The sequence below is a fragment of the Bosea sp. 29B genome (assembly GCF_902506165.1).
Taxonomy (GTDB): Bacteria; Pseudomonadota; Alphaproteobacteria; order Rhizobiales; family Beijerinckiaceae; genus Allobosea.
Genome location: NZ_LR733817.1, coordinates 624,356 through 646,576, shown reverse-complemented (window position 1 = coordinate 646,576; position 22,221 = coordinate 624,356). Strand labels below are relative to the sequence as shown.

Genomic DNA, 22,221 nt, shown 5'->3' with positions numbered 1-22,221 from the left:
CTTACTTGATGCCTGACGAGACGAAGGAATTGACGAAGGCGCGCTGGAACAGCGCGAAGGCGATCAGCAACGGTGCGCTGACCATCAGGGTGCCGGCGGCGATGACGCCCCAGGCCTGCGCGCCCTCGGCACCGCGCGTGAACGAGGCGAGGCCGACGGTGAGAGGGCGCAGGTCCGGCGAATTGATCACCATCAGCGGCCAGAGGAACTCGTTCCAGTGGCTGGTGACCGAGACGATCGAGAAGGCGATCAGCGAGGGCTTCGCCAAAGGCAGGTAGATGAAGCCGATGCGCTGCCAGACGCTGGCGCCATCGATCAGCGCCGCATCCTCGAGCTCGCGCGGGATCGCCAGAAAGGCCTGGCGCATCAGGAAGGTGCCGAAGGCGGAGGCGAAATAGGGCGCCATCACGCCAAGCAGGCTGTCATAGAGGCCAAGCTTGGCGATCATCGCCAGATTGGGGACGATCAGCACGACCGGCGCCAGCATCAGCTGCAGCAGGAACAGGTAGAAGCACAGCGTCCGGCCGGGGAAGTCGATGCGGGCGAAGGCATAGCCCGCCAGCGTGATGGTGACGATCTGCACGGCCAGGATGCCGAAGCTGATGATCGCGGTGTTGAGGCCATAGCGCGGGAAATCGGCCGAGGCCCAGGCCTCGGCGAAGTTGCCGAGCGTCGGGAGGTAGGACGGCACCAGCGAGGCCATGCCCGAGCCGCCATAGGTGTGCGGGTTGAAGGCGGCGACCAGCATCCAGAGAAACGGCACCATCCAGAGCGCCGCGAGCAGCAAGGTCGCGGCGTAGCCGAGCCTGGGCGTGATCTCGCGGTTGGCGACGCCGGTCGAGGCCTCGATCATTGGTCGCGCTCCCCGAAGGAGCGCTCGATCGTGCGCAGCGAACTCGCGGAGATGACGAGCAGCAGCGCCAGCATGACGAGCGTGCCGGCGGCGGCGCGGCCTGCGTCGTAGCTCTCGACCGCCTGCTGGTAGACGTAGAACAGCAGCAGGTTGGTGGAGTCGGACGGGCCGCCCTTGGTCAGCACGAAGACGTGGTCGACCTGGGTCACGACGTTGAGCAGCCCGATCACCAGCACGAAGCCGATCGTCGGCTTGAGATAGGGCAGGGTGACGTAGCGCAGGCGCTGCCAGGGATTGGCGCCGTCGAGGATCGCCGCCTCATAGGCGTCGGCCGGAACCGCCTGAAGGCCGGCGAGAAAGAACAGCATGTAGTAGCCGGCGTTCTTCCAGATCGTCAGGCCCATGATCGACCAGAGCGCGATATCCGGGTCGCCCAGCCAGTTCGGCCCGGAGATCGCGAGCTTGGCGAGGTGGTAGTCGAGCAATCCGGCATTGGGCAGGAAGATGAACAGGAAGACCGAGGCGGCCGCGACGAGCGGGATCAGCACCGGCAGGAAGAAGAGCGAGCGGAACAGCGCGTTGACGCGGCTCGACCGGACCAGCGCCATGGCGAAGCCGAGCGCCAGCACGAGGCTCGGGATCACGGTGCCGATGGCGTAGAGCAGGTTGTTGGCGAGGGCCTTGCGGAAGGCGGCATCGGCGAAGAGCGCGGCGAAGTTTGCGAGGCCGACGAAGCCCTGCGGACCGCCGACCTTCTGCTGGTTGTGCAACGATTGCCAGAAGACCTGAGCGACCGGCCAGTAGGTGAACAGCGTCAGCAGGATCAGCGAGGGCGCCAGCAAGCCGAAGGCGAGCAGCGTCGACCGGCGCGGCCGCCAAGTCGTGAACCGCACAGCTTGAGGCCGTACCAAGCTATTCGCCAGAACCGTGTCTGCCATTGTTCCCGCCTTCGCGGCGGGTGATGGCGGTCCTGGACGACAGTCCGGTGAAATTTGAATGACGCTTCGGCGACGAGGGCGGTGAAATAGCGGGCGCCTGAACGCAGAACGGGCGGACCCTAGGGCCTGCCCGCTGAACTTGGTGTCGAGGCTGCGACGTCAGGCTGCGCGACGTCGGAGACCTTCCGCTCCGGCGGCCGGCACGAGCGCTCCCGTGGCCTTGAGCACGCCGCTCGCGCCCTGGAGCGCGCCGTCGCGGAGTTCCAGGCCGAGGAAGCGCTCGCGCTCGAACGGGCCCGGCATGGAAAGATCGGCCATCGGCTCGGCGGTGAAGCCGAACCGCTCGTAATAGGGCGCGTCGCCGACCAGCAGGATCGCGCCATGGCCGCGGCAGGCGGCGCGCCAGATCGCCTCGCGCATCATCGCCTTGCCGAGGCCTTCGCCCTGCAGTTCCGGCGAGACCGCGAGCGGGCCGAGCAGCAGCGCAGGCTTGCCGGCGGCCTCGACATGCCAGAGGCGCACGGTCGCGACGATCGCGCCATCGCGCTCGGCAGTCAGGGCCAGGCCTTCCGCCGGCAGGCGGCCTTCGCGCAGACGCTCGCTCGACTTGGTCGTGCGGCGCTCGCCGAGGCAGCGGTCGAGCAGGACCTCGCGGCCCGGGATATCGGTCTCGATCTCGTCGCGGATCGTGATCATGACGCACCTCCTACCGGAGCGCCCGCCATCGCGCGGACCTTCCCGGCGCCGCGCGAGCGCGGCCACAAACTAGGGATTGTGTGGAAGAGGGTCCGGCGGGAGCCACGCTCGCGCTCCATTCTTGGAGGCACGAACGCTCCGCCCGCTTTCACGGGCAGCCTGCCGATAGCTGGCAGGGCGCTTCGCCGGACCCGATGAGTGAGGGAGGGCGGCAAGCCCTCCCGTTTCGTCAGATGACGTACTGCTTCAGCGGCGGGAAGCCGTTGAAGGCGACGGCCGCATAGGTCGTCGTATAGGCGCCGGTGCCCTCGATCAGGACCTTGTCCCCGATCTCCAGGCTGAACGGCAGCATGTACGGGGTCTTCTCGTACATGACGTCGACCGAATCGCAGGTCGGGCCGGCGAGCACGCAGGGAACCGTGGCGTCGCCGTCCCGGATCGTTCGGATCGGGTAGCGGATCGCCTCGTCCATCGTCTCGGCGAGGCCGTTGAACTTGCCGATGTCGAGATAGACCCAGCGAACCTGATCGTCCTCGCTCTTCTTCGAGATCAGCACGACCTCGGCCTCGATCAGGCCGGCTTCGCCGACCATGCCGCGGCCCGGCTCGATGATGGTCTCCGGCAGACGGTTGCCGAAATGCTTCGACAGCGCCTGGAAGATCGCATCGCCATAGGCCGGGACGCCCGGGATCGGCTTCAGGTAGCGCGCCGGGAAGCCGCCGCCGAGGTTGACCATCGACAGCGACAGGCCGCGGGTGGCGCACTCCTTGAACACGGCCGAGGCCGAGGCGAGGGCCGAATCCCAGGCGTTCACGTTCGCCTGCTGCGAGCCGACATGGAACGAGATGCCATAGGCCTGCAGGCCGAGGCGATGACCATGCTCGAGCACGTCCGCGGCCATTTCGGGCACGCAGCCGAACTTGCGCGAAAGCGGCCAGTCGGCGCCGGCGCCGTCGCAGAGGATGCGGCAGAAGATACGCGCGCCTTCGGCCTTGGTGGCAGTGGCGGCACGGGCGACCTTCTCGACCTCGGCTTCGCAGTCGACGGCGAACAGGCGCACGCCGAGCTCCATGGCGCGGGCGACGTCGCGCTCCTTCTTGATGGTGTTGCCGAAGGAGATGCGGTCGGCCGTGGCGCCGGCCGAAAGCGCCAGCTCAATCTCGACGACCGAGGCGCAATCGAAGCAGGAACCGAGCTTGGCGAGGAGGCGCAGCACTTCCGGCGCCGGGTTCGCCTTGACCGCGTAGAAGACGCGGGTGTCCGGCAGCGCCCGGGAGAAGGCGACATAGTTCTCGCGCACGACTTCGAGGTCGATCACGACGCAGGGACCATCCTCGCGGCGGTCACGCAGAAATTCACGGATGCGCTCGGTCATGAGACGCTGCTCCTCTTCGACGCAAGCGGCGCCGATACGACGTGTAGCCGGTTGAAACGACCGCGACCCGAGGCGCTGTGGAGACGCCTTAGGACTGCGGACGAGACGTCCGGACCCGAAACACCGTCGATTGGGAGATTAACCCCGCACGCCCGGCAATGAAGGACAAGCCTCTTCGGTGTTGGCCTTTGGAGGACCAACGAGACCAAAAAAGCCCGCTCCGTCGTTGCTTTAAGCTACGTCCCCCGTGGAGATTCGGGGTTCGCCGGTTTCGCCTCCGGCTGCTGGTCGCTGTTCGGGAGCGGCCCTCTTGCGAGCGCCGGGAGCGTGATTTGAGGGGATATCCATCCCCCTCCATCCGTTTCCCATCCCTGGCGGCTGTCCGGCCTCTTGTCCGGATGCCCACCGACCAGCACGCGGCCACAGGCACGTGCGAATTGGGTGAGCTGCATATACGGGCGCGTGCCCCGCGCTTCAAGTTTTTTCTGACGGCCGGGACCGGATTTTTTACAGGACGGGGCGGCGCGACGGGGTGCCGCTCTCATTTCCTTTTGACGTTGGCTCGCGCAGGCCATGGCGGCGCCCTAGACCAGCCCCATTTCATCGCCTAAGTCGTTGGCGTAGTGCGCCTTCGCGCGCCTATATCCATGGGGCAAGCTTCGATCATGACTGTTACCGATCGCCGCCGGGTTCTGGCCGGGCTGAGCGCCGCATTGTGCGCCACCGCCGCGCCGCAGGCTTTGCTGGCGCAACAGCCGGAACAGGCGCCGCCGCAGCCGCGATTCGGCTTCGACGAGGTGGTGCGCCGGGCCCGCGAGATCGCGGCCGTGCCCTATGAAGCAGGGCCGGCATTGCCGGAGGCGCTGACGCGGCTCGATTTCGACGCCTGGCGCGAGATCCGCTTCCGGCCGGAGCGGGCGCTGCTCGCCCAGTCGAACTCCGGCTTCCGCATGCAGATGTTCCACCCCGGCTTCCTGTTCACCCGGCCGGTGACGGTGAATGTGATTCGCGACGGCGTACCGACACCGGTGCCCTATGCCGCCAATCTCTTCGACTACGGGCGAACCAAGTTCGACAAGCCCCTGCCGGTCAATCTCGGCTTCGCCGGCTTCCGGCTGCACTACCCGCTCAACGATCCGCGCGTCTTCGACGAGCTGATCTCCTTCATCGGCGCGAGCTATTTCCGCGTGCTAGGGCGCGGGCAACGCTATGGCCTCTCGGCGCGCGGCCTTTCGATCGGCGCAGGCGTGCCGGGCGGCGAGGAGTTTCCGATCTTCCGCGAGTTCTGGGTGGAGACGCCGGCAGCCGATGCCGACCGCATCACGGTCTATGCGCTGCTCGATTCGCCTTCCGTTGCCGGAGCCTATCGCTTCCATATCTATCCGGATGGCGACAGCGTGATCGATGTCGGCGCGGCGCTGTTCCCGCGCAAGCCGATCGAGAAGCTCGGCCTGGCGCCGCTGACCTCGATGTTCTTCACCGGCGAGAACGACCGGCGCTTCCACGATGATTTCCGCAGCGAGCTGCACGATTCGGACGGCCTCCTGATCCACTCCAGCACCGGCGAGTGGATCTGGCGCCCCCTGCGCAACGCCCGCGTCCCGGCCGCCTCCTCCTTCGTCGAGCGCAATGTCCGCGGCTTCGGCCTGATGCAGCGCGACCGGGTGTTCGAGCACTATCAGGACCTCGACCTCAACTATGAGCTCAGGCCGTCCTACTGGATCGAGCCGCAAGGCGACTGGGGCGAGGGCGTGGTCGAACTGATCGAACTGCCGACCACGGATGAAACCAACGACAACATCGTCGCGCTCTGGGCGCCGAAGCTGGCGCTGGAGCCAGGGCGCGAATTCCGCTTCGGCTACAAGCTCACCGCCATGCTGGACTCCAGCGATCTGCATCCGGGCGGACGGGCGATCAACACCTACCAGGCCAAGCCGAAGGCGCTCGGCTCGGGTGAGGCGGTGACCGAGAATACAAGGCGCTTCATCGTCGACTTCGCCGGCGGCGATCTCGGCTATTATCTGAAGCAGCCGGAAAAGGTCGAGATCGTGCCCTCGATCGCCTATGGCCGGATCAACCGCGCCTTCCTGGTGCCGAATCCAAAGACGGAGGGCTTCCGGGCCTTCATCGACATCGTGGTCGAGCCGGGCCAACTCGCCGAGATGCGCGCCTTCCTGAAGAGCGGCAGCAAGACCCTGACCGAGACCTGGAGCTTCCCCTGGCGGGCGCCCGACGCGAGCTGAGCCGGACCTTCGCGAAGGCTCTATCCAACCTCGCGGGTCATCCCGGGCGACCGGAGGGAGACCCGGGACCCATTCCTGAACCTCACCGATAGAGGCTCAGGCATGGATCCCGGATCGGCGCGGCTTCGCCGCTTGTCCGGGATGACCTGGAAGGTTGTCGAATCAGAATTTCGGCGCCGTAACCGTACGCGTCGGCTTGCGCCGCTTCTCGGGCGCTGCCGCGACCACCTCGATCTCGACCTTGAACTCCGGCAGGGTGAAGCCGGAGACGATCATCAGGGTCGAGGCCGGCGGCGGGGTGCCGACATGGGCGTCGCGCGAGTCCATATAGCCTTTCATATGGGCGCGGTCGGTGACGTAGGCGTTGATGCGGACGATGTCCTTCAGCGTCATCCCGGCTTCGCCGAGGATCGCGGCGATGTTGGAAAAGCAGAGATCGGCCTGCTCCCTGGCGCCTTCCGGAATCGTCCCGTCGGTGGCGATGCCGAGCTGGCCGGAGCAGAAGGCGAGCCGCTGGCCTGCAGGCAGTTCGACGCCGTGGCTGTAGCGGGCGAAGGGCGCGCGGATCGAGGAGGGAGTGAGCGGCTTCATCTGATAGTCCGGATGACGGGGGCACCGTTCTGCCACGCCATATGCGCGCTGCAAAACCATGTTGAGACTTGACCGATGCGCGTTTTGCAGCCTTGAACCGCGCGCACGCCAAATATTTCATGCCGCGTTCAGGCGGCATGGGCACAATGCCGCGGACGGGCGACTGGTCGAGATGGTGGGAATGAGCTTGAGGACTTCTGCGCTGCTGCGGGCCGCGAGCCTGCTGCCTCTCGTGCTGCTGACCGCCTGCGCGGGCTCGCAGCGTTTTGGTGGATATGGCTCGGGTTCGGGCCAGGCCGTGGCGCGCGCGCCTGTTTATAGCGAACCGATCCAGTCGGCACCGCCGATCCAGTCGGCGCCGATCACCTCCGAGCCTTTGCCGCCGCCGGGTGGCTACCCGAGCGCGCCGCCGCAGGCGGGCGGTTATCCGCCCGGTGGCCCTGCGCCGGGCGCCGGCGGCATGCCGCCCCAGAACGATCCGTTCTTCGACCCGCAGGCAGCGCAGCCGGGGCAGCAGCCGCCGGTGCAGCAGCAGCGCCCGGTCGAGCCGGCGCCACCTCAGGTCGCCAACGCCAATCCGGGCGCGGCTCCGGGTGGAAGCCCGACACGCGGCGGGGCGGTCTCGAGCCGCGATGGCGTCATCGGCAACTGGACGGCGCAGGAGGCGACCGGCGGCTCCTGCCGGGTGCAGCTTTCGAGTTCGCCTTCGCTCGATCTCTACCGCGCCAACGCCACGGGCTGCAGCAATCGCGACCTGCAACAGGTCAATGCCTGGGATTACCGCGACGGCGAGGTCTATCTCTACCAGAGGGGTGGTTCGGTCGTGGCGCGCCTGCGCGTCGGCAGCGGCGGTGCGATGAACGGCGCGATCACCAAATCGGGCGCCGGGCTCTCGATGAATCGATAAGCACGGCGCCCGTCGTCATTGCGAGGTGTCCCCAACGCGTCATGCTCGCCCTTGTGGCGAGCATCCACGTCTTGAACACCGCACGCGATCAATGAAGACGTGGATGGTCGGGACGAGCCCGACCATGACGGCGAGGGTGCCTCTTGCTAATGCTCAGTGCCGAGAGGCGCTCCGGCCGAACAGGGCGGAAGGCCAGAAACTGCGCTGCAGCGAGAGCGACAGGGTCGCAAAGCTGCGGGCATTGTCCATCGCTTCGTCGAGCAGGGTGAACGGCGTCGGTGCGCCGGTGGCGATCCGGCCCTCGACATCGGCGTAGCCGCCGACCATCTCGGCCTCGAACTTGCGCGCGAGATTCCGCATCGCCGCGTTCTCGGGCAGGCAGGTCATGTAGAGCGTGCGGATGTTGCGGTTGCGTGCTGCCGTTATCAGGCGGCCGAACAGCTCCCCGCCGATGCCGCGCCGGCGCCAGTCGCGCTCGACGCTGAAGGCGGCTTCGCCCGTCTGGACGATGATCTCCTCCAGCCCGCGCAATTCGGCGGCGCCGCGGACCTCGCCGGCCTCGACATAGGCGTAGACGAGCCCACCGACGCCGAAGGTGGTTTCGGCGTAAGCGCGGAGAAAATCATCGTTGACCGCCGTCCCGAAACGCTCGCGCCGTGTGCCGGCGTCGAGGCGAAGGAGATGGGCGGTGAAGAGGTCGCGCTCGGCAGGCCAGAGACGCCTGACCTCGCCATGCCTGGCCTTTGCGCCAGACTTGATCGAACGATTCAATTGCAGCTCCTGTGAAAGCGCGGATGGCGCTGCCCAGAGGAGGCGTGTCTTCCCTAACTCGAAGAGCAAGATGCGCTCCCGATCTGGGAATGCAAGAGGCGCAATTGCGGCAATTTACGGCTAAATGCCTGTAAGATTGGCCGGAATGGTTAAGGCTGCGCGGGAGCCCGTCCGATCGGCTTGCTTTGCAAGCTGATCGGTAAACGGTCTCCCGTCCAAAGTGAGAGACGGATTCACCGATCAGGTTGGGCCAACCTGGTCGGATCCGGCTCTATCGCCACATCGTGGCAATCGAAGCTGCGAGCATCAGGGCGAGAGCAATGTTGAGGGCTCGCCATTGCCAGGCTTGCGTCAGCAACCGCGCAAGAAGCAGTCCGGCGACGCACCAGAGCATCAGTGACAGCAGCGCCAGAACACCAAAGACAGTGCCGAGCAGGGCGGCGAGTTCTCCTGCACCGCGGGCGATCTCGCCGAAGGAGGCAGCAGCGCCGAGCGTCATCGCCCAGCCCTTGGGGTTCTGCAGCTGAATCCAGAGCGCGCCAAGGAAGCTGGTCGGCCTGGCGATGCTCCTGTCGAGATGCGGCGGGCCGCTGCGGCCGACCCTGACCGCGAGCCAGAGCAGATAGGCGGAGCCGGCGAGTTTCATCGCGAGTTCGAGGGACGGCATTGCCAGCAGCAGGCCGGCGAGCCCGGCCGCTGCGGCCACCGCCATTCCGGCCAGCCCAATGGCCACTCCGATCATGAAGGGCAGGGAGCGGCGAAAGCCGAAATGGGCGCCTGACGCTGTGGCGAGGGTGGTGGTGGCGCCCGGTGTCACAGTCGAAATGGCGGCGAAGGCGATGAGCGGCAGGATCGATTCCGGCGACATGGGGCGACTCCAAATGGAGCCGAGGGAATAGGTTTCATGGTCGGATCATGAAAACGAATGTTGAAGCGATTCAGCATTACGATTCATAATGGGAGGCATGCGCAATCTCGACCTCGAACTGATCCGGGCCTTCGTCGCCGTCGCCGACCATGGCAGCATGACGATCGCCGGTAACGCGTTGCATCTGACGCAGAGCGCCGTCAGTCAGCAGATCATGCGGCTCGAGCGGCGGCTCGGACAGGCCTTGTTCCACCGCGAGCGGCGCGGGCTGAAGTTGACGGCCTCGGGCGACCGCCTGCTCGCGAAGGCGCGCCGGCTGATCGGTCTCAATGACGAGATCTGGGCCGAAATGACGACGGGCTGCGCCGGCACGGTCAGGCTCGGCGTGCCCTATGATCTCGTCGGCACCGCGCTCGCGCCGATCCTGAAAGGCTTTGCCGAAGCGAGCCCGCTGGTCGAGATCTCGCTGGTCTGCGCCTCCTCGCCGCAATTGCTGGAGGCGCTCGGCAAGGGCGAGGTCGATCTTGCTCTGGTCGAGGAGCCGCTTGCGGCCGCAGGCGGCGAATGCCTCGGCATCGAACGGCTGGTCTGGGTCGGCGCCAGGGCCGGCACGGCCCATCTGAAGCGGCCCTTGCCGCTCTCGCTGGTTGCCGACAGCTGCGCCTTCCGTCCGGCGGTGACGACGGCACTCGATGGCCAGGGGAAGGCCTGGCGCAGCGTCTTCGAGAACGGCAATATCGATGCGACCACGGCGACGGTCCGGACCGACCTTGCCGTTACCGCCTGGCTCGCCTGCACGGTCCCGCCCGATCTCGATATTCTCGGCTCACCGGAGGGGTTGCCCGAGCTGCCGCCCTTCGCGATCACGCTGCATCTGTCGCGCTCGCAGCCCTCGGAAGCGGCGCGCGAGCTTGCCCGCCATCTGCGCGCCGGCTGGCAGCGCCCGCGGCAGGCCGCATAGCCCGCAGGCCTCACCGAGGGTTGCGAGGCGCGCCGCCCTGCCGTAACCCGGAAGTTGACGTCCCTTCTTGCTATCCCGCCTCCAGGCCATGTCCGCCACGCTTTCCGAACGTTATGACGCCCTGGTCGCTTCGGGCGCGATCGAGCGCGATCCGGCGCAGGTCGCTGTCGTCAGGCGGCTGCAGGCGCTGTCCGAAACTCTCGGCAGCCGCAAGCTGGCGAAGAAGAGCAGCGCGCTCGGCTGGCTGTTCGGCCGCAAGCAGCCGTCTGCGGACGCAGTCAAAGGGCTCTACATCTGGGGCTCGGTCGGCCGCGGCAAGACCATGCTGATGGACCTGTTCTACGAGACGGTCCCGGTCGCGGCGCGGCGGCGCGTGCATTTCCACGCCTTCATGGCCGATGTGCATGAGCGCATCCACGCCTACCGTCAGGCACTCAAGGCAGGGACGGTCAAGGAACCGGACCCGATCGGGCCGGTTGCGGCGGAACTGGCTGAAGAAGCGAGCCTGCTCTGCTTCGACGAGTTCACCGTCACCGACATCGCCGACGCGATGATCCTCGGGCGGCTGTTCACCAAGCTGTTCGCCGACGGCGTCATCGTGGTCGCGACCTCGAATGTCGAGCCGTCGCGGCTCTATGAGGGCGGGCTCAACCGCGCGCTCTTCCTGCCCTTCATTGAATTGCTCGCCAGCAAGGTCGACGTGATCAAGCTGGAGGCGCGTACCGATTTCCGGCTGGAGAAGCTCGGTGGCGCGCCAACCTATCACGTCCCTGCCGACGACAAGGCCAAGGCCGCGCTCGACAAGGCCTTCAGCCAGCTCACCGGCGTGGCGCAGGGCGCGCCCACGACGATCGCGATCAAGGGTCATGAGCTCAAGCTGCCGCAGGCGGCGGGCGGCGTGGCGCGAGCGAGCTTCAAGGACCTCTGCGCCCAGGCCTATGGCGCCTCCGACTATCTCGCGCTCGCCCAGCACTTTCATACGCTGATCCTCGACGACATCCCGATCATGGACATCGAGCGGCGCAACGAGGCCAAGCGCTTCATCATCCTGATCGACACGCTCTATGAGAGTCATGTGAAGCTCGTCGCCTCGGCGGCGGCGGAGCCGACCGGCCTCTATGTCGCGCAGAACGGGCGCGAGGCCTTCGAGTTCGATCGGACGGTGTCGCGCCTGATCGAGATGCGCTCGGAGGAATATCTCGCTCTGCCGCATGGCCAAGCCGACTCGGCGGCGAGCGGCGACGCGACCGGGCTGGTGGAGACCTGAGCGTGGCGACGCCGCGCGAGCCGAGTGAGATGCGCATTCTCTCGGTCGCCGGCGAGCATCTGCGCCGGCACGGCCTGCGCCGCTTCACCGTGGTCGCGGTGGCGGAAGAGGCGGGCATGACCCATGCCAATGTCTATCGCTACTTTCCCTCGCGCACGGCGCTGATCGATGCGGTGGTCGATGTCTGGCTGAAGGCGGCCGAGCGTTCGCTCGCCGACATCGCCGACGGGCCGGATCCGGCTGAGGACAAGCTCGAGCGCTTGATCCTGGCGCTCGCAAAGGCGAACCGCACCCTGCTGCACGAGGAGCCGCATCTGTTCGCGGCGCTGTCGCAGGCCGTGGCAAAGCGCCATGCGATCAGCCGACGCAACCGAACCCGGGTACGTGCCTTGTTCGAGCGCGTCATCGACGACGGCATCGCCACAGGGGCCTTCGAGCCGCGCGACCGCGACCGCGCTATCGCCTTCGTGATCGACGCTACACACCGTTTCATCCATCCTGCCTCGCTGGAACTGGAGGCGGATGTCCCGCAGGCCTCGGTCGATGCCAGGCTCGCGACCCTGATCAGGGTGGCGCTGCGCACGCTCGCGACCGGCGTCATCTGAAAAAATGACAGTTTCTGTAATATGTAACTGCCTGTTTTCGAGGCAGGTTGACGGGGCATTTTCGTCAGGTAGCTTTTAACAGCTTGGTTTTGCTGGGTATTCCGTGATCGGAGGGCCGAAAGCGCCGCTTGGGGACGTTCCAATGTCCAATTTTCGACAGGGTTGAGCCCGAGAGCGGCTTGGGTCAAAGAACCCACGGCTTTTCGGCTGCAACAGCTCTCGCATCCAACAACAAGGATTCGGCAATGGCCCGCAAGAAGATCGCCCTCATCGGCGCCGGACAGATCGGCGGCACGCTCGCGCACCTCGCGGGCCTCAAGGAGCTGGGCGACGTCGTCCTGTTCGATATCGCCGAGGGTATTCCCCAGGGCAAAGGCCTTGATATCGCCGAGTCCGCCCCGGTCGACGGCTTCGACGCCGGCTACAAGGGCACGCAGTCCTATGAGGACATCAAGGGCGCCGACGTGATCATCGTCACCGCCGGCGTGCCGCGCAAGCCCGGCATGAGCCGCGACGACCTGATCGGCATCAACCTCAAGGTGATGAAGTCGGTCGGCGAAGGCATCAAGCAGTATGCTCCCAAGGCCTTCGTGATCTGCATCACCAACCCACTCGATGCGATGGTCTGGGCCCTGCAGAAGTTCTCGGGCCTCAAGCCCAACATGATCTGCGGCATGGCCGGCGTGCTCGACTCGGCCCGCTTCCGCCACTTCCTCGCCGACGAGTTCAAGGTCTCGGTCAAGGACGTCTCGGCCTTCGTGCTCGGCGGCCATGGCGACGACATGGTGCCGCTGGTCCGTTACTCGGGCGTCGCCGGCATCCCGCTGCCCGACCTCGTCAAGATGAAGTGGACGACGCAGGAGCGCATTGACGCGATCGTCGACCGGACCCGCAAGGGCGGCGGCGAGATCGTCAACCTGCTCAAGACCGGCTCGGCCTTCTACGCTCCGGCCGCCTCGGCGATCGCCATGGCCGAGAGCTATCTCAAGGACCAGAAGCGCGTCCTGCCGGCGGCCGCCGCGCTCAAGGGCCAGTACGGCGTCAAGGACATGTTCCTCGGCGTGCCGGTGGTGATCGGCGCCAAGGGTGTCGAGCGGGTCGTCAAGATCCGCCTCAACGGCGCCGAGAAGGAGATGCTGGCCAAGTCGGTCGCCTCGGTCCAGGGTCTTATCGACGCCTGCAAGAGCATCGACGCGTCATTGGCGTGAGACAGACGGATGGCGTGATGGCCGGCGGCAACGTCTTCGGCCATCACGCCGTCGCCTCTCCCTTTACCGGCACAGGACATCAGGCATGAACATCCACGAATATCAGGGCAAGGCGGTTCTCAAGGAGTACGGCGCGCCCGTCTCCGCCGGCTTCCCGGCGCTATCGGTGGCGGAGGCCGTCGAGGCCGCGAAGAAGCTGCCCGGACCGCTCTATGTGGTGAAGAGCCAGATTCATGCCGGCGGGCGCGGCAAGGGCAAGTTCAAGGAACTGCCAGCCGACGCCAAGGGCGGCGTGCGGCTCGCCAAGTCGATCGAAGAGGTCGAGAGCCACGCCAAGGAGATGCTCGGCAACACGCTGGTGACGGCGCAGACCGGCCCGGCCGGCAAGCAGGTCAACCGCCTCTATATCGAGGATGGCTCGGACATCTCGAAGGAATTCTACCTCTCGGCGCTGGTCGATCGCGAGACCTCGCGCGTCGCCTTCGTGGTCTCGACCGAGGGTGGCATGGACATCGAGAAGGTGGCCCATGACACGCCCGAGAAGATCCTGACCTTCTCGGTCGATCCGGCCACCGGCATCATGCCGCATCACGGCCGCACCGTCGCCAAGGCGCTCGAGCTCTCCGGCGACCAGGCCAAGCAGGCGGCGAGCGTGCTCGGCCAGATCTATGCCGCCTTCGTCGGCAAGGACATGGCGATGCTCGAGATCAACCCGCTGATCGTGACGACGCAGGGCCAGGTCAAGTGCCTCGACGCCAAGGTCTCGTTCGACTCGAATTCGCTCTACCGCCATCCCGAGCTGATGGAGCTGCGTGACGAGACCGAGGAGGACGCCAAGGAGATCGAAGCGTCCAAGTATGATCTTGCCTATATCGCGCTCGACGGCACGATCGGCTGCATGGTCAACGGCGCCGGCCTCGCCATGGCGACGCTCGACATCATCCAGCTCTACGGGGAAAGCCCGGCGAACTTCCTCGATGTCGGCGGCGGCGCCTCCGAGGAGAAGGTCACCGCGGCCTTCAAGATCATCACCGCCGATCCGAAGGTGAAGGGCATCCTGGTCAACATCTTCGGCGGCATCATGAAGTGCGACGTCATCGCCCGCGGCGTGATCGCAGCGGTGAAGACGGTCGGGCTCGAAGTGCCGCTGGTGGTGCGCCTCGAAGGCACCAACGTGGCGGAAGGCAAGCAGATCATCCGCGACTCCGGTCTCAACGTCATCCCGGCAGATGACCTCGACGACGCCGCGCAGAAGATCGTCGCTGCGATCAAGAAGGCTTGAGGTAAACCAATGTCCATCCTGATCGACAAGACCACCAAGGTCATCTGCCAGGGCTTCACCGGCAAGAACGGCACCTTCCACTCCGAGCAGGCGATCGCCTATGGCACGCAGATGGTCGGCGGTACCTCGCCGGGTAAGGGCGGCAGCCTGCATCTCGGCCTGCCCGTCTTCGACACCGTCGCCGAGGCGCGCGAGAAGACTGGGGCTACCGCCTCGGTCGTCTACGTTCCGCCGCCGGGTGCGGCCGACGCGATCTGCGAAGCGATCGACGCCGAGATCCCGCTGGTGATCTGCATCACCGAGGGCATCCCGGTGCTCGACATGGTCCGCGTCAAGCGTTCGCTCTCGGGCTCGAAGACCCGCCTGATCGGGCCGAACTGCCCGGGCGTCGTCACCGCCGGCGAGAGCAAGATCGGCATCATGCCGGCCAATATCTTCAAGCCCGGTTCGGTCGGCATCGTCTCGCGCTCCGGCACGCTGACCTATGAGGCGGTGTTCCAGACCACGAACGAGGGCCTCGGCCAGACCACGGCCGTCGGCATCGGCGGCGACCCGGTCAAGGGCACCGAGTTTATCGACATGCTCGAAATGTTCCTCGCCGACGATAAGACCACGTCGATCGTGATGATCGGCGAGATCGGCGGCTCGGCCGAGGAAGAGGCGGCGCAGTTCATCAAGGACGAGGCCAAGCGCGGGCGCAAGAAGCCGATGGTCGGCTTCATCGCCGGCCGCACGGCTCCTCCCGGCCGCCGCATGGGCCATGCCGGCGCGATCATCTCCGGCGGCAAGGGCGGCGCGGAAGACAAGATCGCGGCGATGGAAGCGGCCGGTATCCGGGTCTCGCCGTCGCCGGCGCGCCTTGGAAAGACCTTGGTCGAAGTATTGAAGGGCTGAGAGACGGGCTGCGTCATGGTCGGCCTTGAGCCGACCATCTCATGACCAGCCAGGCTCGACAAAAAGATGCTCGGGCCTTGCCCGAGCATGACGGCAAGACGAAGCGGCAGGTTAGGCAGAAGGCAGGACGACCATGGCTCGCCAGGACATCAACGAGGCTCTCGCGCAGACGGGTTTCCTCTATGGCGGCAACGCGGCCTATATCGAGGACCTCTACGCCCGCTATCAGGCTGACCCCAAGTCGGTCGATCCGGAGTGGCAGGGCTTCTTCTCCGCGCTGAACGACGACAAGCAGGTCGTCGTCGACAACGCCAAGGGCGCGTCCTGGAAGAGGCCGAACTGGCCGATCCCGGCCGGTGGCGAGCTGGTCTCGGCGCTCGACGGCAACTGGGCCGCGGTCGAGAAGGCTGTCGGCGAGAAGCTCGGCGCCAAGGCCAAGGCTGCCGGCGCGACGCTGTCCGCTGCCGATGTCCAGCAGGCGACCCGCGACTCGGTTCGCGCGATCATGCTGATCCGCGCTTACCGCATGCGCGGCCACCTCCATGCCCAGCTCGACCCGCTGGGAATCGAGAGCCAGAAGGATCCGGAGGAGCTGTCCCCGGCGGCCTTCGGCTTCACCGAGGCCGATCTCGACCGCAAGATCTTCATCGACAATGTGCTCGGCCTGGAGTTCGCCACCATCCGCGAGATGACGGCGATCCTGCAGCGGACCTATTGCGGCACGGTCGGCATCGAGTTCATGCACATCTCCGACCCTGAGCAGAAGGCCTGGCTGCAGGAGCGGATCGAGGGGCCGGACAAGGAGATCGCCTTCACCCGCGAGGGCAAGAAGGCGATCCTGAACAAGCTGGTCGAGACCGAGGGCTTCGAGAAGTTCCTCGACCTCAAGTTCACCGGTACCAAGCGCTTCGGCCTGGATGGCGGTGAGTCGCTGGTTCCGGCGCTGGAGCAGATCATCAAGCGCGGCGGCGCGCTGGGCGTGCGCGACATCGTCTTCGGCATGGCCCATCGCGGCCGCCTCAACGTGCTGACCCAGGTGCTGGGCAAGCCGCATCGCGCCCTGTTCCACGAATTCAAGGGCGGCTCCTTCGCCCCTGACGACGTCGAGGGCTCGGGCGACGTCAAGTACCATCTCGGCGCCTCCAGCGATCGCGAGTTCGACGGCAACAACGTCCACGTCTCGCTGACCGCCAATCCCTCGCATCTCGAGATCGTCGACCCCGTGGTGCTCGGCAAGGTCCGCGCCAAGCAGGACCAGTTCGGCGATATCGTCGAGCGCTCCAAGGTGCTGCCGCTGCTGATCCACGGCGATGCCGCCTTCGCCGGCCAGGGCGTCGTGGCCGAATGCCTCGGCCTGTCCGGGCTGAAGGGCCACCGCACCGGCGGCTCGCTGCACTTCATCATCAACAACCAGATCGGCTTCACCACCTATCCGCGCTATTCGCGCTCCTCGCCCTATCCGTCCGATGTGGCGAAGATGGTCGAGGCACCGGTCTTCCATGTGAACGGCGATGATCCGGAAGCGGTCGTCTTCGCCGCCAAGATCGCGATCGAGTTCCGGCAGAAGTTCCACAAGCCGGTCGTGATCGACATGTTCTGCTATCGCCGCTTCGGCCATAACGAAGGCGACGAGCCGGGCTTCACCCAGCCGCTGATGTACCGCAAGATCCGCGGCCACAAGTCGACGCTGGAGCTCTACAGCACCAAGCTCGAAGCCGAGGGCGTGATCCAGCCGGGCGAGCTCGACCAGATGCGCGCCGCCTGGAAGGAGAAGCTCGAGGTCGAGTTCGACGCCGGCCAGGCCTTCAAGCCGAACAAGGCCGACTGGCTCGACGGTCGCTGGGCCGGCATGAAGGCCATCCGCGCCGACGAGGACGATCCGCGTCGCGGCGCGACCGGCGTGCCCGAAGCCGTGCTGAAAGAGATCACGCAGAAGATCACCGAGGTCCCGGAAGGCTTCAACCTCCACAAGACGATCCAGCGCTTCCTCGACAACCGCCGCAAGGCGGTCGAGAGCGGGCAGGGCATCGACTGGGCGACGGCGGAATCGCTCGCCTTCGGCTCGCTGTTGCTCGACGGCAATCCGGTGCGCCTCTCCGGCCAGGATTGCGAGCGCGGCACCTTCTCGCAGCGCCATTCGGTGCTGATCGACCAGGAAACCGAAGCCCGTCACACCTCGCTGAACCATATCCGCGAGGGCCAGTCCCGCTACGAGGTCATCAACTCGATGCTCTCGGAAGAGGCGGTGCTCGGCTTCGAATACGGCTACACCCTGTCGGAGCCGAACGCGCTGACCTGCTGGGAGGCGCAGTTCGGTGACTTCGCCAATGGCGCGCAGGTGGTGTTCGACCAGTTCATCTCCTCGGGCGAGCGCAAGTGGCTGCGCATGTCGGGCCTCGTCTGCCTGCTGCCGCACGGCTATGAAGGCCAGGGTCCGGAGCACTCCTCGGCCCGTCTCGAGCGCTTCCTGCAAATGTGCGCCGAGGACAACATGCAGGTGGCGAACTGCTCGACGCCGGCGAGCTATTTCCACATCCTGCGCCGCCAGCTGAAGCGCGACTTCCGCAAGCCGCTGATCCTGATGACGCCGAAGTCGCTGCTGCGCCACAAGCGCTGCGTCTCCGACCTCAGCGAGCTGGCCGAGGGCTCGACCTTCCACCGCGTGCTGCACGACGATGCCGAGCGCGGCAAGTCGACCACCAAGCTGGTCAAGGATTCGAAGATCCGCCGCGTCGTGCTCTGCTCGGGCAAGGTCTATTTCGACCTGCTGGAAGAGCGCGAGAAGCGTGGGCTGGACGATGTCTACCTGATGCGCGTCGAGCAGCTTTATCCGTTCCCGCTGAAGTCGCTGGCGCAGGAGCTGGCGCGCTTCAAGGGCGCCGACGTCGTCTGGTGCCAGGAGGAGCCGAAGAACCAGGGCGCCTGGACCTTCGTCGAGCCCTATCTGGAATGGGTGCTGGGCCATGCCGGCTCGAAGTCGAAGCGGCCGCGCTATGTCGGCCGCCCGGCCTCGGCCGCGACTGCGACCGGCCTGATGTCGAAGCACGTCGCCCAGCTCAACGCCTTCCTGGACGAGACCTTCGCGGTCTGATCCGGATTCATCCAGCGGAGCATGATCTTTTCCGAAAACCGGTTTCCACTTTTCGGGATCATGCTCAGACAAAAGACACGAGAAGAGGCCTGACATGGCGACCGAAATCCGCGTTCCGACCCTCGGCGAATCCGTCTCCGAGGCCACTATCGGCAAGTGGTTCAAGAAGCCCGGCGACGCGGTGAAGGCGGACGAGCCTTTGGTCGAGCTCGAGACCGACAAGGTGACGCTGGAGGTCAACGCTCCGGCCGCCGGCGTGCTCGGCGAGATCGTCGCCAAGGAAGGCGAAACGGTCGGCGTCAGCGCGCTGCTCGGCACGATCGCGGCCGGCGACGGCAAGGCGGCGGCCGCTCCGGCCAAGTCTGCCGCCGAAGCGCCCAAGCCGGCTGCTCCGGCTCCGGCTGCGGCCGCCACCGCGCCTGCGACCAAGGCGGCCGATTCCGGCCCGGCCGTTTCGCGCCTCGCCGCCGAGAGCGGCGTCGACCCCTCAAAGGTCGCTGCTTCCGGCAAGGATGGCCGCGTCACCAAGGGCGACATGCTGGCGGCGATCGCGGCCGGCCCGGCCGTCGCTGCAGCCGCGCCGGCCGCCCCGATCCAGGTGCGGGCGCCGTCGGCTCCGGACGATGCCTCGCGCGAAGAGCGGGTCAAGATGACCAAGCTGCGCCAGACCATCGCGCGCCGCCTCAAGGAAGCGCAGACCAACGCCGCGATGCTGACCACCTTCAACGAGGTGGACATGACCAACGTCATGGCGCTGCGCAACCAGTACAAGGACGTCTTCGAGAAGAAGCATGGCGTGAAGCTCGGCTTCATGGGCTTCTTCGTGAAGGCCTGCGTGCAGGCTCTGAAGGAAATCCCCTCGGTCAACGCCGAGATCGACGGCACCGACATCGTCTACAAGAACTACTACCATGTCGCGGTCGCCGTCGGCACCGACAAGGGCCTGGTCGTGCCTGTGGTGCGCGATGCCGACCAGCTCTCGATCGCCGGTGTCGAGAAGGAGATCGGCGCCCTCGGCAAGAAGGCCCGAGACGGCTCGCTCAAGATCGAGGACATGCAGGGCGGCACCTTCACCATCTCGAATGGTGGCGTCTATGGCTCGCTGATGTCGACGCCGATCCTCAATGCGCCGCAGTCGGCGATCCTCGGCATGCACAAGATCCAGGAGCGCCCGATGGTGGTCGGCGGCCAGATCGTGATCCGGCCGATGATGTATCTGGCGGTCTCCTATGACCACCGCATCATCGACGGCAAGGAAGCCGTGACCTTCCTTGTCCGCATCAAGGAAGGCCTGGAAGACCCAGCGCGCCTCGTCCTCGACCTCTGAGACCTCGCTGAGATGGCGATACCGGCAAAACTGGTCCCGGTCGGCCTGGTCATTGCCGGCATCGTCAACCTGCTGCCGACGACCGGCGTAGCTGGGGTTGGCTGGCTGCGCTCGCTCTACGGTTTCGAGATCGCCAATCCTGATCTCGAAATCCTGCTGCGGCACCGTGCCGTGCTGTTCGGTCTTGTGGGCGTATTGTTGCTGGCGGCTGCCATTCGTCCCGGGCTGCGTGATGTGGCTGTACTCGTCGCGGGCGCGAGCATGGCGAGCTTCATCGTCATCGCGCTGCTCGTCGGTGGTTATGGCCCCGCAATCAGCAAGGTCGTGATCGCCGACGTCATCGGGCTCATAGCGCTCGTGCCGACCATAGTCGCGCGGTTGGCACCATCGCACCGATAGGAAGGGGGACGGAGCATGGCGTTCGGACCCAATCCCCCACCGATCCAGGCGCATATCTGCGTCAAGGGCGGCGAAGTGGCGATCGCCTTCTACGAGAAAGCCTTCGGCGCACAGTGCACCTTCAAGGCGATGGCCGAGGACGGCGAGCGCGTCATGCATGCCAACCTCGCGCTCTTCGGCAGCGAGGTGATGCTGCACGATGAATTCCCGGAGTTCGGCGGCGATGTCATGGCGCCGAACTCGCGTGGCGGCGCCAGCATGGCGATCAGCATCAACCTGCCGCAGCCAGCCGATGTCGATGCCGCCATCGCCAGGGCCGCTTCTGCTGGTGCCGATGTCGTCATGCCGGCGAGCGATGTGTTCTGGGGCGCCCGCTATGGCCGCCTGCGCGATCCTTTCGGCCATGTCTGGGCCTTCAACGCGCCATTGGCGCAACCCCAATCGTAAAGTCTGAACGGAAGAGAGACCATGTCCTACGATCTCGTCGTCATCGGAACCGGCCCCGGCGGCTATGTTTGTGCCATCCGCGCTGCCCAGCTCGGCCTCAAGGTCGCGGTGGTCGAGAAGCGCAAGACCCATGGCGGCACCTGCCTCAACGTCGGCTGCATCCCCTCCAAGGCGCTGCTGCATGCTTCCGAGATGTTCGAGGAGGCCAGCCATACTTTCCCGAGTCTCGGCATCAGCGTCGGGAAGCCGAAGCTCGATCTGAAGCAGATGCTGGTCCACAAGCAGGAGACCATCGATGCCAACGTCAACGGCGTCGCCTTCCTGCTGAAGAAGAACAAGATCGACCCGTTCCACGGCACGGCCTCGATCCCGGCGGCCAGCAAGGTCGTCGTCACCGCCGAGGACGGCAAGACGCAGGAGCTGGAAACCAAGAACATCGTCATCGCCACCGGCTCGGAATCGGCGGCGCTGCCGGGCGTTTCGATCGACGAGAAGACGGTGGTGACCTCGACCGGCGCGCTCGAGCTGACCGCCGTGCCAAAGGAGCTGCTGGTTGTCGGCGCCGGCGTGATCGGCCTGGAGATCGGCTCGGTCTGGGCCCGGCTCGGCGCCAAGGTGACCGTCGTCGAATATCTCGACCGCATCCTGCCCGGCATGGATGACGAGATCGCCAAGCAGTTCCAGCGCATCCTGCAGAAGCAGGGCTTCGCCTTCCATCTCGGCTCGAAGGTCACCAAGGTCGAGACCGCCAAGAAGGGCGGCGCCACCGTCACGGTCGAGCCGGCTGCCGGCGGCGAGGCCAAGACGCTCAACGCCGACATCGTCCTGGTCGCGATCGGCCGGCGCCCGAACACGGACGGCCTGACCCTCGACAAGGCGGGCGTCGCGACCGAGCGCGGCCGCGTCATCATCGACGACCACTTCAAGACCAATGTCGATGGCATCTACGCGATCGGCGACGTGGTGCGCGGGCCGATGCTGGCGCACAAGGCCGAGGATGAGGGCGTCGCCGTCGCCGAAATCCTTGCCGGCAAGCACGGCCATGTGAACTACGACGCTATTCCTGGCATCGTCTACACCGCCCCCGAGGTCGCGGCGATCGGCAAGATCGAGGAGGAGCTGAAGGCCGCGGGCGTCGCCTACAAGGTCGGCAAGTTCCCGTTCACGGCCAATGGCCGGGCGCGGGCGATGCGGCACACCGACGGCTTCGTCAAATTCCTTGCCGACGCTACGACCGACCGTGTGCTCGGCTGCCACATCATCGGCCCGCATGCCGGCGACCTGATCGCCGAGGTGACGGTGCTGATGGAGTTCGGCGGCTCGGCTGAGGACCTCGCCCGCACCTGCCACGCCCATCCGACGCTGGCCGAGGCGGTCAAGGAAGCGGCGCTCGCCGTCGACAAGCGCCCGATCCACATGTGATCGAGGGTATGCATGCCATTCTCGGGCGGTGCACAGCGCCGACCCGGGACTCTCGTGCAGAATAGGGCGCCTTCTC

20 protein-coding genes are annotated in these 22,221 nt (G+C 66.1%); 13 read left to right on the top strand and 7 right to left on the bottom strand.

The features are described from left to right. Nucleotide 1: 1 nt before the first annotated feature. The 4 genes from GV161_RS03260 to GV161_RS03245 form a co-directional block, all read right to left on the bottom strand. Nucleotides 2–853 carry a carbohydrate ABC transporter permease gene (locus GV161_RS03260; RefSeq protein WP_152011877.1) on the bottom strand — a complete coding sequence of 284 codons (852 nt, stop codon included), beginning with the start codon at nucleotides 851–853 and terminating at the stop codon, nucleotides 2–4. Further along, nucleotides 850–1,746 carry a sugar ABC transporter permease gene (locus GV161_RS03255; RefSeq protein WP_244623849.1) on the bottom strand — a complete coding sequence of 299 codons (897 nt, stop codon included), beginning with the start codon at nucleotides 1,744–1,746 and terminating at the stop codon, nucleotides 850–852. Before GV161_RS03255 ends, GV161_RS03260 begins: the two co-directional genes overlap by 4 nt. 204 nt (nucleotides 1,747–1,950) lie before the next feature. Beyond that, nucleotides 1,951–2,487, bottom strand: coding sequence for an N-acetyltransferase (locus GV161_RS03250; protein WP_152011879.1), 537 nt, complete (start codon nucleotides 2,485–2,487; stop codon nucleotides 1,951–1,953). Nucleotides 2,488–2,716: 229 nt separating this feature from the next. Continuing rightward, nucleotides 2,717–3,862 carry a type III PLP-dependent enzyme gene (locus GV161_RS03245; RefSeq protein WP_152011880.1) on the bottom strand — a complete coding sequence of 382 codons (1,146 nt, stop codon included), beginning with the start codon at nucleotides 3,860–3,862 and terminating at the stop codon, nucleotides 2,717–2,719. A 665-nt stretch (nucleotides 3,863–4,527) separates the two neighbouring features. On the opposite strand from GV161_RS03245, the gene GV161_RS03240 reads away from it, so the two are divergent. After that, the gene (locus tag GV161_RS03240) at nucleotides 4,528–6,105 is read left to right on the top strand and encodes a glucan biosynthesis protein G (protein ID WP_152011881.1); all 1,578 of its coding nucleotides are present in this window, start codon (nucleotides 4,528–4,530) and stop codon (nucleotides 6,103–6,105) included. A 162-nt stretch (nucleotides 6,106–6,267) separates the two neighbouring features. Here GV161_RS03240 and GV161_RS03235 read toward each other — a convergent pair whose 3' ends face one another. After that, nucleotides 6,268–6,696, bottom strand: a complete 429-nt coding sequence (locus tag GV161_RS03235; RefSeq protein WP_152011882.1) for a RidA family protein — start codon at nucleotides 6,694–6,696, stop codon at nucleotides 6,268–6,270. A 181-nt stretch (nucleotides 6,697–6,877) separates the two neighbouring features. Here GV161_RS03235 and GV161_RS31065 point away from each other — a divergent pair, with 181 nt between their 5' ends. Beyond that, nucleotides 6,878–7,603: an AprI/Inh family metalloprotease inhibitor gene (locus GV161_RS31065; protein WP_244665364.1), complete on the top strand. Its 726-nt coding sequence runs from the start codon at nucleotides 6,878–6,880 to the stop codon at nucleotides 7,601–7,603. Between the two features lie 153 nt (nucleotides 7,604–7,756). On the opposite strand, the gene GV161_RS03225 is transcribed toward GV161_RS31065, so the two are convergent. Continuing rightward, complete coding sequence (locus GV161_RS03225) at nucleotides 7,757–8,374, bottom strand: GNAT family N-acetyltransferase (RefSeq protein WP_159650117.1); 618 nt, start codon at nucleotides 8,372–8,374, stop codon at nucleotides 7,757–7,759. A 271-nt stretch (nucleotides 8,375–8,645) separates the two neighbouring features. After that, entirely contained in the window at nucleotides 8,646–9,242 is a 597-nt protein-coding gene (locus GV161_RS03220; RefSeq protein ID WP_152011884.1) for a LysE family translocator, read from the bottom strand. Between the two features lie 97 nt (nucleotides 9,243–9,339). Between GV161_RS03220 and GV161_RS03215 the strand changes: the two genes are divergently transcribed. From GV161_RS03215 to lpdA, 11 genes are all read left to right on the top strand, one after another. Beyond that, nucleotides 9,340–10,203: a LysR family transcriptional regulator gene (locus GV161_RS03215; protein WP_244623851.1), complete on the top strand. Its 864-nt coding sequence runs from the start codon at nucleotides 9,340–9,342 to the stop codon at nucleotides 10,201–10,203. A gap of 88 nt (nucleotides 10,204–10,291) precedes the next feature. Further along, nucleotides 10,292–11,470 (top strand): cell division protein ZapE, encoded by a 1,179-nt coding sequence (gene zapE / locus GV161_RS03210; RefSeq protein ID WP_152011886.1) that lies wholly within the window; start codon nucleotides 10,292–10,294, stop codon nucleotides 11,468–11,470. Between the two features lie 2 nt (nucleotides 11,471–11,472). Beyond that, nucleotides 11,473–12,075, top strand: a complete 603-nt coding sequence (locus GV161_RS03205) for a TetR family transcriptional regulator (RefSeq protein ID WP_244623852.1) — start codon at nucleotides 11,473–11,475, stop codon at nucleotides 12,073–12,075. A 245-nt stretch (nucleotides 12,076–12,320) separates the two neighbouring features. After that, the gene (mdh, locus tag GV161_RS03200; protein ID WP_152011887.1) at nucleotides 12,321–13,283 is read left to right on the top strand and encodes a malate dehydrogenase; all 963 of its coding nucleotides are present in this window, start codon (nucleotides 12,321–12,323) and stop codon (nucleotides 13,281–13,283) included. Between the two features lie 85 nt (nucleotides 13,284–13,368). Then, nucleotides 13,369–14,565, top strand: a complete 1,197-nt coding sequence (sucC, locus tag GV161_RS03195; RefSeq protein WP_152011888.1) for an ADP-forming succinate--CoA ligase subunit beta — start codon at nucleotides 13,369–13,371, stop codon at nucleotides 14,563–14,565. 9 nt (nucleotides 14,566–14,574) lie between these two features. Further along, on the top strand, nucleotides 14,575–15,459 hold the full coding sequence (gene sucD / locus GV161_RS03190) for a succinate--CoA ligase subunit alpha (RefSeq protein WP_152011889.1): 885 nt from the start codon (nucleotides 14,575–14,577) through the stop codon (nucleotides 15,457–15,459). A gap of 133 nt (nucleotides 15,460–15,592) precedes the next feature. Beyond that, entirely contained in the window at nucleotides 15,593–18,550 is a 2,958-nt protein-coding gene (locus GV161_RS03185) for a 2-oxoglutarate dehydrogenase E1 component (RefSeq protein WP_152011890.1), read from the top strand. A gap of 94 nt (nucleotides 18,551–18,644) precedes the next feature. Continuing rightward, entirely contained in the window at nucleotides 18,645–19,877 is a 1,233-nt protein-coding gene (odhB, locus tag GV161_RS03180) for a 2-oxoglutarate dehydrogenase complex dihydrolipoyllysine-residue succinyltransferase (protein WP_152011891.1), read from the top strand. Between the two features lie 12 nt (nucleotides 19,878–19,889). Further along, nucleotides 19,890–20,276 carry a phosphopantetheine adenylyltransferase gene (locus tag GV161_RS03175; RefSeq protein WP_152011892.1) on the top strand — a complete coding sequence of 129 codons (387 nt, stop codon included), beginning with the start codon at nucleotides 19,890–19,892 and terminating at the stop codon, nucleotides 20,274–20,276. 15 nt (nucleotides 20,277–20,291) lie between these two features. Further along, nucleotides 20,292–20,723 carry a VOC family protein gene (locus tag GV161_RS03170; RefSeq protein WP_152011893.1) on the top strand — a complete coding sequence of 144 codons (432 nt, stop codon included), beginning with the start codon at nucleotides 20,292–20,294 and terminating at the stop codon, nucleotides 20,721–20,723. Between the two features lie 21 nt (nucleotides 20,724–20,744). Beyond that, the gene (gene lpdA, locus GV161_RS03165) at nucleotides 20,745–22,145 is read left to right on the top strand and encodes a dihydrolipoyl dehydrogenase (protein ID WP_152011894.1); all 1,401 of its coding nucleotides are present in this window, start codon (nucleotides 20,745–20,747) and stop codon (nucleotides 22,143–22,145) included. Nucleotides 22,146–22,221 lie beyond the last annotated feature (76 nt).

Bases quoted from the DNA above. Each gene is read 5' to 3' on its own strand.
- zapE (WP_152011886.1), top strand. From the start codon at position 10,292: ATGTCCGCCACGCTTTCCGAACGTTATGACGCCCTGGTCGCTTCGGGC.
- odhB (WP_152011891.1), top strand. From the start codon at position 18,645: ATGGCGACCGAAATCCGCGTTCCGACCCTCGGCGAATCCGTCTCCGAG.
- GV161_RS03185 (WP_152011890.1), top strand. From the start codon at position 15,593: ATGGCTCGCCAGGACATCAACGAGGCTCTCGCGCAGACGGGTTTCCTC.
- GV161_RS03240 (WP_152011881.1), top strand. From the start codon at position 4,528: ATGACTGTTACCGATCGCCGCCGGGTTCTGGCCGGGCTGAGCGCCGCA.
- lpdA (WP_152011894.1), top strand. From the start codon at position 20,745: ATGTCCTACGATCTCGTCGTCATCGGAACCGGCCCCGGCGGCTATGTT.
- GV161_RS03215 (WP_244623851.1), top strand. From the start codon at position 9,340: ATGCGCAATCTCGACCTCGAACTGATCCGGGCCTTCGTCGCCGTCGCC.
- sucC (WP_152011888.1), top strand. From the start codon at position 13,369: ATGAACATCCACGAATATCAGGGCAAGGCGGTTCTCAAGGAGTACGGC.
- GV161_RS03170 (WP_152011893.1), top strand. From the start codon at position 20,292: ATGGCGTTCGGACCCAATCCCCCACCGATCCAGGCGCATATCTGCGTC.
- mdh (WP_152011887.1), top strand. From the start codon at position 12,321: ATGGCCCGCAAGAAGATCGCCCTCATCGGCGCCGGACAGATCGGCGGC.
- GV161_RS03245 (WP_152011880.1), bottom strand. From the start codon at position 3,862: ATGACCGAGCGCATCCGTGAATTTCTGCGTGACCGCCGCGAGGATGGT.
- GV161_RS03235 (WP_152011882.1), bottom strand. From the start codon at position 6,696: ATGAAGCCGCTCACTCCCTCCTCGATCCGCGCGCCCTTCGCCCGCTAC.
- GV161_RS03250 (WP_152011879.1), bottom strand. From the start codon at position 2,487: ATGATCACGATCCGCGACGAGATCGAGACCGATATCCCGGGCCGCGAG.
- GV161_RS03175 (WP_152011892.1), top strand. From the start codon at position 19,890: ATGGCGATACCGGCAAAACTGGTCCCGGTCGGCCTGGTCATTGCCGGC.
- GV161_RS03260 (WP_152011877.1), bottom strand. From the start codon at position 853: ATGATCGAGGCCTCGACCGGCGTCGCCAACCGCGAGATCACGCCCAGG.
- sucD (WP_152011889.1), top strand. From the start codon at position 14,575: ATGTCCATCCTGATCGACAAGACCACCAAGGTCATCTGCCAGGGCTTC.
- GV161_RS03220 (WP_152011884.1), bottom strand. From the start codon at position 9,242: ATGTCGCCGGAATCGATCCTGCCGCTCATCGCCTTCGCCGCCATTTCG.
- GV161_RS31065 (WP_244665364.1), top strand. From the start codon at position 6,878: ATGAGCTTGAGGACTTCTGCGCTGCTGCGGGCCGCGAGCCTGCTGCCT.